Origin of the sequence: Stieleria sedimenti, assembly GCF_025060895.1 — a bacterium.
Lineage (GTDB): Bacteria > Planctomycetota > Planctomycetia > Pirellulales > Pirellulaceae > Stieleria > Stieleria sedimenti.
In genome coordinates this window covers 1-11,711 of record NZ_JANZKV010000300.1, presented here as the reverse complement: position 1 = coordinate 11,711, position 11,711 = coordinate 1, and the positions used below count along the sequence as shown (strand labels likewise).

Annotated in this window: 8 protein-coding genes; 1 reads left to right on the top strand and 7 read right to left on the bottom strand. The window is 59.9% G+C overall.

Annotated features, from left to right (window positions below; translation table 11 throughout):
• Positions 1-286: 286 nt before the first annotated feature.
• The 7 genes from NZK35_RS31130 to NZK35_RS31100 form a co-directional block, all read right to left on the bottom strand.
• Positions 287-2,089 carry an arylsulfatase gene (locus tag NZK35_RS31130; protein ID WP_259636437.1) on the bottom strand — a complete coding sequence of 601 codons (1,803 nt, stop codon included), beginning with the start codon at positions 2,087-2,089 and terminating at the stop codon, positions 287-289.
• A 239-nt stretch (positions 2,090-2,328) separates the two neighbouring features.
• Positions 2,329-3,102, bottom strand: a complete 774-nt coding sequence (locus NZK35_RS31125; RefSeq protein WP_259636436.1) for a glycosyltransferase family 2 protein — start codon at positions 3,100-3,102, stop codon at positions 2,329-2,331.
• A gap of 38 nt (positions 3,103-3,140) precedes the next feature.
• Positions 3,141-4,727 (bottom strand): glycosyltransferase family 39 protein, encoded by a 1,587-nt coding sequence (locus NZK35_RS31120; RefSeq protein WP_259636435.1) that lies wholly within the window; start codon positions 4,725-4,727, stop codon positions 3,141-3,143.
• Positions 4,724-5,791, bottom strand: coding sequence for an NAD-dependent epimerase/dehydratase family protein (locus NZK35_RS31115; RefSeq protein ID WP_259636434.1), 1,068 nt, complete (start codon positions 5,789-5,791; stop codon positions 4,724-4,726). The genes NZK35_RS31120 and NZK35_RS31115 overlap by 4 nt, the downstream gene beginning before the upstream one ends.
• Before the next feature lie 3 nt (positions 5,792-5,794).
• Complete coding sequence (locus NZK35_RS31110) at positions 5,795-6,592, bottom strand: hypothetical protein (RefSeq protein ID WP_259636433.1); 798 nt, start codon at positions 6,590-6,592, stop codon at positions 5,795-5,797.
• 498 nt (positions 6,593-7,090) lie between these two features.
• Positions 7,091-7,627 (bottom strand): thioredoxin family protein, encoded by a 537-nt coding sequence (locus NZK35_RS31105; RefSeq protein WP_259636432.1) that lies wholly within the window; start codon positions 7,625-7,627, stop codon positions 7,091-7,093.
• 342 nt (positions 7,628-7,969) lie between these two features.
• Complete coding sequence (locus NZK35_RS31100) at positions 7,970-10,063, bottom strand: hypothetical protein (protein ID WP_259636431.1); 2,094 nt, start codon at positions 10,061-10,063, stop codon at positions 7,970-7,972.
• A gap of 323 nt (positions 10,064-10,386) precedes the next feature.
• On the opposite strand from NZK35_RS31100, the gene dgt reads away from it, so the two are divergent.
• The gene (gene dgt / locus NZK35_RS31095) at positions 10,387-11,529 is read left to right on the top strand and encodes a dGTP triphosphohydrolase (protein WP_259636438.1); all 1,143 of its coding nucleotides are present in this window, start codon (positions 10,387-10,389) and stop codon (positions 11,527-11,529) included.
• Positions 11,530-11,711: the final 182 nt, after the last annotated feature.

The window sequence follows — 11,711 nt, the reverse complement described above, 5'->3', positions numbered from 1 at the left end:
TCTTCAGATGAGGGCCCGTAGGCTCGCGCCAAACGGCTGATATTCGTTTGACATCAGCCGGTTCGCGCCAGCGTCCGGGCCCCCTCATTCATGTTAACTTAGCGGTATTGGGCTTTAGCCGCCCACTGTCGCTGCCGTGCAGCGAACGGGAATCGCCTAAAGGCTAAACACCAACGGTCGCTGCATCCCCTGATACTTATCTCCGTGCCAGCCGCGGCACCCTCCAACGAATCGGCAGTGTTGCGCTGCCGATTTTTTGTTTGCGCTGCCGGGGTGACCGCGACGTTTAGAGTTTTTCGACGTAGGCGAAATAGGCGCCGAAGACTTCTCCCGAGTCCGTTTCGAAGCTGGCTGTCATCGTCGTCGTTTCGGGCTCAAGGTCCAACTCGAAGACGACTTCTTTCGCGCCGTCGGGAACGACCGCCGACTTTTCAACACCGCCGATTTTTAGCGTGGCATTCGCTGCCGCGACGGGCTTGCCGGGCGTTTCCCGAAATGCCTTTTGTCCGGGCACCGGCGGTCCCGGTGGCAGCGGACTGGTGATCGGGTGATCGATTTCCTCGGGCCAGCGTCGCAACCGAACCACATACTTGCCGGCCTCGGTGATCTTGACGTTCCAGAACCCGGTGTTGGCCGGGCCATTCATTGCCGCCCGCACCTGGCTTTGATTCCAGGGTGTCATCCGCGTGGTGATCCAATCGTGGCTGGTCAAACGGGCCGGATTGTCGGCAGGGTGTCCCAGGTAAATCGCCGTGGATTGGTCAAACGTCGGCTCCAGTTCCGCCCACCAGCGTTCATAGAAATTTCTCAATCGCTCAACGACATCTGGGTGCTCCGACGCCACGTCGTTTTTTTGTCCGGGGTCGGCGTCGATGTCGAACAGTTCCTGTCCATTGCACAACCGCCAGCGGTCGGTCATCACCGCCGAACTTTTCCACTTGATCGGATCTTTGACGCGTTGGGAGTCGGTGACCAGAATCCGGTCGGGCCAATCGGTCGCACGATCAAAGATCAGCGGGGAGAGATCGACGCCGTCGAACCGAACGCCTTGGGGCGGAGCGACACGACACATCGAAATCAGCGTCGGCAGAACATCGACGTAGCCGGTCAGCGTGTCGACGTCGCGTCCGCCGACCAGATTGGCGTCGGGCCAGCGAATGAATAGCGGGACGCGGTGTCCGCCGTCATAATGGCTGCCTTTCTTGCCACGCATTCCGGCGTTGAACACCTTGTCGCCCGAGGAGGTGCCGTTGTCGGTGGTGTAAATGAAGATCGTGTTGTCGGCAATCTTCAGGTCTTCCAAGAGACCGAGCAGCTGCCCCACGTTCTCGTCGATGTTGGCGATCATGCCGTAGAAGTTTGCCAATCCCGTGTCCAAGTTGGCATACGGCTCGCTGTACTTTTCGGGGGAGTGCATCGGGCCGTGCGGCGCGTTGGTGGCGATGTAGGCCAGGAAGGGTTTGTCGGCCGAATGCGAATCACGAATGAACTGTTCGGCATAATCAAAGAAGACATCGGTGCAAAAGCCTTGGACCGGAGTCACCTTGCTGTTGTGCCAGTAGGATCCGTCGAAGTAGGCGTTGTCCCAATGATCCGGAGTCTGACCGACACCGCCGCCGCCATGTCGCATCACTTCGGTAAAGCCGCGGTCTTCGGGGCGGTAGGGATAGTTGTCACCCAAGTGCCACTTGCCGAACATCCCGGTCTCGTATCCGGCCGCAGAAAAAACGTCTCCCATAGTGACTTCGTTTTCGCGCAGCATCGAGCGGCCCATGATCGTGTGCCAGACGCCGGTGCGATTGGTCCAGTGACCGGTAAGAAACGCGCAGCGTGTCGGCGAGCAAGTCGGCGCGACGTGATAGTCGGTCAACCGAACGGAATCGCGATGCAGTTGATCCAGGTTGGGCGTTTGGAGAATCGGGTTGCCATGGCAGGACAGATCGCCATAGCCTTGATCGTCCGTGATCACGATCACGACGTTGGGTCGAGTTTGCTGCGCGGAGGCCACGTCAGCCAAAACGCTGAGGGCGGGCAGGGCAAACGCAGAGAGCAGACCTGCGAGTGTCCGGAATCGGAATGGAAACTTCATTTTCGATGAATCTCGAGGAGTGGGGAACCGAAGAATCGACGAGGTCATTGAGTTTCTGCAGATGACGCTGTGCGACACCTACCGCGGCCGATGAGAGGTCGATTTGCCAAGACAGTTTACCTCCCCGCGGGCATCGGTATCTACACACCGTCGGGAATCAACTCTGAACCTCGCCCGGAGACCGGCGTGAGCCGTCTGGTGTCGGTGGAACAGCCGCCGGAATCGAGCCACGCGAGCCGTCAGGCCTCAGGAATGACCTCGATCGCCGTGTCGAGCTTTCTCTGCCGCTCGGCGACGACGTCATCGGACATCAGCACGCGTTGAAAAAACAACATCAGCAGCGTGCACAAATAACGGCGTCCCATTTCGCGCATCCGCAAGTTGGTTGAACCCCACGTCCGGCCTTCCCAGCGGATCGGGATTTCCTTGATCCGGTGTCCGCTGATCAGCGCGCTGAGTGACATTTCCAGCGTGATGTTAAAATGGCAGGCGCGGTAGGGCCCGCAATGATCGACGACGTCGGTTCGATACGCCTTGAACGCGTTGGTCAAATCGTTCATCGGCGTCCAGAACATCCATTGGATGGCTTTGTTGACACAGCGATTGACCCACAATTTCACTGTCGGATATCGCTTGACTTCGGCGCCTTTGATGAACCGCGATCCGAAGACGCAGTCGTACCCTTCTTGAATCGTTTCGTAATACCGCAGCGCGTCTTCGGGATGATCCGACCGGTCCGCCATGTAAATGATGACGACGCTGCCGCGCACGAATTGCAGCCCGGTTCGAATCGCGCGGCCAAAACCGCCGGGCGGCTGACGACGAACCAATCGGATCGATGGCCAACGCTCGCGACATTTCAGCACCTCTGCTTCGGTCGCATCGCTGCTATTGTCGTTGACCACGATGACTTCGGCGTCGATCCCCGACTGATCGACCAACAGCGTCATCAATTCCTCCAAACAGGGTCCGATGTTCTCCTGTTCGTTGTACGCTGGGATAACAATCGACAATTGGCGTCTACGTCTCTGAACGCCTTCATCCTGGCTGATCATTTGCTGTCGCCATCGGGAGGAAGTGAATCGTGGGGTTCTGCGTGGTGGACTGGAGCAGGCCGATACAAATCCACAAAACAGTTTTGGGGAATTTCTCGGGTCCCAAATCGTCGTACATGCAAACCGTCGTACTGGTTCGCCCAGCCCGCGTCTTCACCTTCCCAGGAAAGCAGCAAGTACGTGTAGGAAATCGGTTCATCACCCCAGTACTGCTCACGTTCCTGGCACAGCCGCGTTTCTCGACCGCTCAAATAGACGTCGAAAACATAGGACAAATCGGCGTAGAAAACCCCTTCCCGCGGCAAGTCGTTGAGCACGCCTTCGATGAAGGCGGGCGCATAGACGGACGGATCTTTCCAGCGCGACAAATAAACCCAGGTTGTGCGAAGTCCGGCTCCGGGAAGCAGCATCAAAATGGCGATTGCCAACAGCAAACCACGCACGGCCGACGCCCGCCCATTCGCCGGCATCAAACCGGCATCGACCATCCTCTTGCTGATGAAATCGTCGATCCCGACGACGGCGATCGCGACGATCCAAACGAAAGGGTAGATCCAATAGCCCTTGGTCGGGTGGAGTCCGGCGACGGTGGCGGTCAGGAACACGCTCGACCAGACGAGTGCGATCAAGCCTTTCCGTTCTGACGCCGTGATTCCTCGCTGCTGCCACAAGAAGACAGATCCCAGCACCAATCCCGATGCCATCAGCAGGCATTGCAGCGGACCGGCAAATTCAGACAGCAACTTGGCATGATGGATCAGGGAAGGGATCGGCCAAACGATTCGAGCCGGTAGTCCCGGACCGGCCCGATCGAGCACGTTGGCAAAAAACTGGCTGCGAAATTCATAGGGATAAGACACGATCAGCGGGATCCACAATGAAATGGCCAACACATTTCCGGCAAGGTACAGCGCGGCACGTTTGGTCTTTTGCATGACGGTTGCCGTGCCCAGCAACATCGCGACACCGCCTTGCATCGCAAACACAAGTGCGAACGGATGAAACAACCCTGCCAGACCGGACAACGCACCGCTGGTCAACGCCCAACGTCCGCTATTGGCGGGCGCCGTTCGCAGCATCTGCCACGCCGCGATGATGGACAGCCATCCCGCGACGGCGCACAACAGATCGGGACGTGTGGTCAGTCCGGTGAATAGCAGTGGTCGAGAGAGGGAAACGATCAGCGCCGCGGCGCCGGCCGCCGAATCGCCGCCCCCGATGCGTTTGACGATCCAAAACACGATCGCAATCGTCGCCAGGGCGCCGAGAAACAGCGGTATCCGCGCCGTCGCATAGCCCGCCGGAAAGATCGCAAAGAAGGGGGCCTGGAGGTAAGATAAACCGGGTGGAAGCGCCATCAGGCAAACATCCGCGTTCTCAAATAAAGTCTCGCGGTTGCGGGTCGGAAGATAAGGAATACGGGGGATGCCTTCTCGCCAGACCGTCAATCCTGGAACGGCGAACCATTGCTCGTCTTGCACCCCGGGTTGATGAATCAGCGTCGGAAGTCGCAAGACAACAAAGAGCAGCATCGGCGCGGCCAAGGAGGCCCATACCGGCAGCGAACGACGGCGCGGATTCACGAGCAGATCTCCAACCAATCCGGTGTCCGCAATGCGAACTCGGCGATCTCTTCCAAAATCATGTCGGTCGTCCGTTGCGGATTCCACTGCCACGCCGATCGCGCCAACGTGCTATCTAACACGATCCAGGGCAAATCAAACCGACGAACCTCGTCACTGCTCGTGACCGCATGTTGACCGAATCGCGCATCACACCAGCGAGTCAACTGACGAAGCGACCGCGACGATTCGAGACCGCCGCTGACGTTATTGACCAGGGGTTTGGTCGGATCCGAACCGGCACCGATTTGCGTGACCAGAAGGTCCGCGACATCGATCGGGTGCAAACAGTCACGGACTTGAAACCCAGTGCCTCGGCATCCGATGTAACGCAGCGGGCGTTTCGCCAGGTGGGAATGGATCCAGAAACTGAAGATCCCCTGGTCGGGGCGACCGAATTGTCCCGCACCGGCCAGCACGCCGCAACGATTGACGCGGACGGGGAACCCGAACGTCTGACCGTATTCCAGAGCCATCGTTTCGGAAGCGATTTTTGTGGCACCATACAACGAGACCGGCGGAGCGGTGGAAAACGACTCGTTGATGCCGGCTTCGGTGATTCCCGTCGGAAGCGGCTGCGACACGTCCAGCAGGTAGCGGTCGGCCGCCTCGTTGAGCGCAAGCTCCGCCAGCGGACGCATCGAATACACGCGCGACGTGCTCAGCAGGATCAGTCCCGCGTCGCAGCGCCGACAATACTCCAGCAGATTCAGTGTACCGGCAAGGTTGTGCTCAATGAGTTGCCGCGACGAACCGCCGCCGCCGGTCCCAGCCAAGACACTCGGCAGCGCCGCACAGTCGATCACCCAATCCACGTCAGGCAGCAATTGCAAGTCGGCTTCCGATCGCACGTCGGCGCGGACAAACGTTTCGCACAGCTGTTCGGCCGAGCGGCGATTGAGTTCGCTTCCGGCACGAATGAAATTATCCAATCCGAACAGTCGGACGTCGTCGTTCGTTGCCTTGATCCGTCGAGCGATTTGGTTGCCGACGAAGCCACAAATGCCGGTGATCAGAATCTTCAACCGCTACACCTGTTGACTCTTGGCAAACAGGGCGCCGGCGATTCCGCCAAGGATGACCATGACCAAAAACGCACCGATCCGCGACTTCGGCTTTTGGAACACGAAGTAAATCAAATAGACAACGGTGCAACACAGAAAACCGACTTTCTTGTCTTCTTTGAATCCTTCGACGATCAGCTTGACCAATGCGCCAAACGCCACCAGAGCACAGGCCGATCCGGCCAGCTGCAGGAAGGTCTGCATCGCGTTGAAGTTGTCTTGCCCTGTCGTGCGATTGGCTGACATGACGGCCATCACCGCCAATCCCGTCGCACTGCACAGAATGAACAGAATCAAGCCGAGCATCCACCAGGGCATTCCGGCACGCTCGGTCATGTCCTTTTGCATCTTGTCCGCGCGACGCATGTCTTCGGCGGCTTTCTGTAGTGCCAGCGTCCCGCTCGAGATGTCCACGCCGGGTGTCAGGTGACCACGCACCGATTCACCGGTGGTTTTGTTGAAACCACACTTGGTGCACAGGATCGCGTCGGCCCCCATGGCCGCCCCGCAGGACGGGCAGACCGCAGTGATGTTGGTGCCGAACCCTTCCTCATCGAACAAGTCGTTCATCGGATTCCCGGCCGCGGTCGTACCGACCGCCTGGGCCGAAGGGGCAGCGACGTTTGGGCTGGCGACTTGCTGGGCGGACACCGCCGGAACCTTGATCCCCTGCCCACAAGCGGGACATTTGACCGCTTTACCTGCGAATTGATCTTTTACCGCGAGAGCTTTCCCGCACTGGCATTTGATTTGAATCGGCATGGAGGCAACGAACGAAAAGCGTGACGTGGAAATCGGCAACCTAACAACCTACTTATTGTCCACGTCAGGTTCGGGTCTGTCTACTCGTTCAGGCCGGGCCGGTTCGAATCTGTCCGCATTTGCGCTCTCACGCATCGTCGATCGGCAAAATCCGGACAAGTGGCACATCATCCGGACAAGGTTCATCACCACTCCGGGAGGTTCGTGCAGTTTTTAAGTCGTTGATCGTTAAGGGTTTTCGTCACTCTCCCTCCGGGAGAGTCGAGCATAGCGAGGAGAGGATTCTCTTTGCCGCTTGGGACGCGACTCGGTCAGGTGAAGTAAAACTCGCGATTGACCGTTCGACCTCCCCTCGCTGCGCTCGACCCTCCTGCCAAGAGGGTTGCTTCAAAACTGCGCGACGTTCACACGGGAAGGTTACTTCATAACGTGATACGTCTCTCCCCTACTGCCCGAACCTTGACGTCCAATGCGGGACGCTTTGGCCAGCGACGGAAATCACTTGAAGAACGGGTTGGCCTGAACCACCGATGATTTGGACGTTCGTTTTTTCCCCGCCAGGGCTTCTGGCGATGCATTCTCGTTGATCCATTCGGACAATTCGTCCGCCGATTGATAGCCCACCGCGTCGCCGATCTTGCGACCGTCTTGCAGCAAGATCAATCGCGGAATGCTGCTGACCCCATATCGTTCAGCCATCTCGGGTCGTTCGTCGACGTCGATCTTACGGATTTCAACCGGCAGACTGGTCCGCCCCAGCTTGCGGAGTTCCTTGTCGATCATCCGGCAGGGCGGGCACCACGGGGCACCAAATTTCATCAGCACCAGCTGCGGGGCCGAACCCGAACCCAAGGCCGGATTCGGATCGAACGACTCCTGTCCTGATGCGTCCGCGAACGACTCATCGGTTTCGATTCCCGAGACGTCCACGGAACTTGACGAGTCGGAAAGTCTGGTGAGGTTGAAATCGGACGACGCCGCCAAATAAATCAAACTTGCGAATGACAACACGGCCAAGGGGGCGAGGATTTTCATCTCAATTCAACGTCGTACAAAAGGGTCGTACTGGGAAACTGGGAAGTCGTACGGGGGGCTCGATTCACGGCCGCGACAACAACGCGAGCCCGCGTTATCGGAATCTACACCATGTTTCGGTAGGCCGCGTCTAAGAAATGTCCAGTTGTCGGCGAGCCCCGCCAGGGCGGATGCCGACCCGACCGCCCGCAGCGTCGTCGCGCAACGCGTCGTTCAATTGTGCTTTGTCCGCTTTGAATATTTTGGGAGAGACCGGACGGCTCGCGGCCTGTCGATTGAATCAGCCGTTTGGCGGGAGCCTCTCCGGTCGGAGCAACCCTCAAGGTCCATCGAGACAAAGCACTACAGCGCGTTGTCGAGCATGCGGGGCAATTGCCGCAGCAGAAAACGGGGCAAGACGGCGACGCACTTTTGGCTTTTCGGATCGACCGCCACCGCACCGATGATCTGCTCGTTCACGGCGGCTCCCTGCAGCACCATCCCGACGCGTTGTTGCGTCTCTTCAGCGGCCGCGTCGTCGTCAAACCAAATCACGACGGGAAACCGATCGAGCGATGCGTCCGATCCGATCCACCAATGTTCGGCATCGACGACGCGCGCCAGCATGTCCTCGGGCTCGAGCAGCTGTTTCATCGCATCGGCGGCAGAAACACCTTCGCCGGTTCGCGGCATCCGCTTGTCGGTCGGTTTCAGATCGCGACGTGCGGCGTCCTGCCAGTTGACGTAGCAGGTTGCTCCGTTGAGTTTGGCGATTTGCCGAACCAGGGCCGCCACGGTCGCCGCCTGGATTCGCGGTGAGCCCGAAACACCGGCTTGCAGTTTCGGCCACGCGTTGACTTGATCCTCATACGTCCCGCCCCATCTGGCGAAGATCGCATCGGGCAGTTTGCCGGTGGCACCGCGTGCCCGTCGGATCGCCTCGCAAACAAACACGGCCAATTGGGCCGGCCCGCCTTCGGTCGGAATCGTCACCCGGGAGGGATCACCCTCGGTCTGCCCCAGTAGCGCGCGGGCGACGCTGACGGCTGAATCACTTTCGGGCGCCAGATCGCTCAGATCCAACAGCTCGGCGACGGCTTGATTGAATTTTTCGTCGGTCGGCCGCAGTGTGATCGTGCGAGCTTTTTTGTCGAACGTGCAATCGGTCGCCACACACACCGCCGTCAAAATGTCTTCGACCGTTGGCCAGCCCTTGGGCAGCGGGACGCGTGAGTTGATCGGTATGCCGACGATGTCAAAGGAGACCCATTCGACTTCGATCGGCACGCCACTGAGTTGGCTGAGCAGCAACATCAAATCGTTCAGCGGGTAACCGTTCGGATCGGAGGTCTGCATCGCCACGGTCAGGCCGAGGGCTTGCCGCATGTTTGCTTCATCCCTCGGATCCAACGCGACTTCCAAATCAACGTCCACCTCGGTCGCACGATCCAATTGGATTTCGTCGATCGTTTCGGGGGCCGGTTGGGTTTCGGTGAATTGCGGCCGACCGATTCCGCCGAGCCCGTTGAGCAGCCCCTGAAGTTCTTTGGGCAATTCCGTCAGCGTGCCGGTCTCATCGGTCGGATCGGGGGCGTCACCGAGCGGAGGCGTCTGCAGGGGCGCGGTGGGCAGTGGGGTCATGCCGTCCAACGGGCTGGCCGAGAGCAGCGGGCTGTCGGTCAACAGGTCACTCGGCGGGCCGGCGTTTTCGTTCGACGGAGGGTTGTCGACCGGAGCCAACTTCGACGCCCCATCACGGGAGTGAGCCGGCGGTTCGTCATCGACGGACACGGCCGACGCCTCTGCGGTTGCATCGACAACCGCTTCACCGTCGATGCGACCGGCGTCGGTGTCGTCTGCCGACGGTGCCGGGTCGGGCGTCGGTTGGGGCGGGCTCGCTTCCGCTTCCACTTCCGCTTCGGCTTCGGCAACGGCGGCGTCCGGCGTCTGTGTTTGGGCGCTGCCGGAACGGCTTCGGCGGATCACGGCGAACAGGACGGACGCGGAAACAACGCTCGCCAGAACGACGGCAACCAGCATCGCGATGCGACGCGACCGGGCATTTTTTTGACTGTGCCAATCCGGTGGCGGCGCGACAGGTTGTGACGCGGTCGGTTCGGCGGAGGCTGCGGTGTCCGGAGACGGCTGGGATCGCGTCGGATCGGAGCTGACGACCGGCGGCGGCTCGGCAAATCCGCCCGCGGGTAGCACCGGCGGTGCCTCCGAATCCGGCCCGTCCGCTTGGCTGATCGAATCCTCCGTCAACGCATCGCTGTCGACCAGATGGGTTCCCACCGCGATCGGAGCGGCGCCCGCCGGATCCGTCTTCGGCGGCGCCAACTGAACCATCGACTGGCACTTGGGACAGCTCACGATGCTGCCGACCAGTTCCGGGCGGCTGACGCGCAACCGGCTCGAACAGGTCACGCAGGTGACGGAAAAGGGCTGGAAATCCAAGCGGAAGGTCCTTCAGGGACGGTGGAATTCGACTTCGAACCCTCTATGTTACCATGCGATTCCGGGGACTCGACACATTGGTGTGGGCGAGATTCGCACGGTTCTCTAAGATTGCAGCTTTGGCGGCCGATCGATTGAGTCCACGTTCCGAAATCAACGCCATCCCGTTAGCCCGACAGTCAGCGAGGGGCGCCGCGCAGCCCCTTGCTGACGCATGCGGGCTCAAATCGACAGGCCGCTAGCGATGACCTACACTCCGATAAACCCCTGGAAAACCAGACGCGAAACGACGCCCACTGGAACGGAATTTCTTGATCACAACGATGCTGGACACTCGGCGATATGACGACCGCGAGCACATGTTGCTCGCCAGTTTCGCGATGCGCAGCCGAGACACTCGGGGTCGCCGGTTTGCAGAACCCGATCATCCGTATCGTGGCCCTTTCGCCCGGGACCGTGATCGGATCCTCCACAGCAGTGCGTTTCGCCGGCTGTCGGGAAAGATGCAGGTGTTCACCGGCGAGATGGGGATCTACCATCGCACCCGGCTGACCCACACCTTCGAAGTCGCTTCGATCGCACGCACGATTTCGCGTGTCCTCAGGCTCAACGAAGACCTGACCGAGGCCCTGGCGCTGGTCCATGACATCGGGCACCCGCCATTTGGACACTGTGGCGAAGACGCGTTGAGTGAATGCATGCAGCCGGTCGGCGGGTTCTCCCACAACGGGTTTGCCCTCGTCATCGTCGAGCAACTCGAACAGCGTTACGCGAAGTTTCCGGGACTGAATTTGTCGCTGGAAATCCTGGACGGGCAAGACGTGCGGGCCCACAAGGCGGAAGCCGCCGTCGGCCGCAGCCCGCTGCTGGAAGTCCAACTCGTCGACGCCGCGGACTCGATGGCCTATGACGCCCACGACGTCGACGACGCCCTGCAAATGGGATTGCTGTCGATGAACGAGTTGATGGAGCTGTCGATTGTCCGACGTGCGATGGAATTGGTTCGTGAAAAACAAGGCACCGATCGACTTCGCGAAGAACGTCAGCTGTTGGTTCACGAGCTGATCGATCTGCAGGTGACCGACTTTTTGAGCGAAGCCACCGAGCGCGTCGTGGAGTTCCAGGGCCAGAGCGTCTCGGAAGTCCGCGATGCCGGGTTGAGACTGGGACACAGTGATCCATTGGCGCGGGAACGGGCGGAGTTGGAATCGTTTTTGTTCGAAGCGGTGTATCGTCACCCGCGGCTGATTCCCGTCCGCCGTGCGGCCTATCATCGAGTGCAGGACATGTTCGAAGTATTGCGGCACGATCCTTCCCGATTGCCGCTACGATTTCGCCGCCGCTGCGAATCGCACCCGATTGAAACCGTCGTCGGCGAGTACCTTGCCGGCATGACAGACTCGTTTTGTAACGCGCAATACAAGTACGCGACCGACGGCAGCACCGGCCCGCTGGCCGACTGGTAGCAATCCCGTGATCTCGTTTCGGGCCTCGTTCCCAGGCGATAAAGTGGGGTAAGCATCCTGCTTGCCATCCGCGGCGGCTCTGCCGCCGCACCGAGGACGGCTCGGGAGGCGGGAGCCCAATGCCACTTACTTTGACGCCAAGCGGGGTGTGTTTGTTAGCGGTAGGGCGCCAGCCCTCCGGT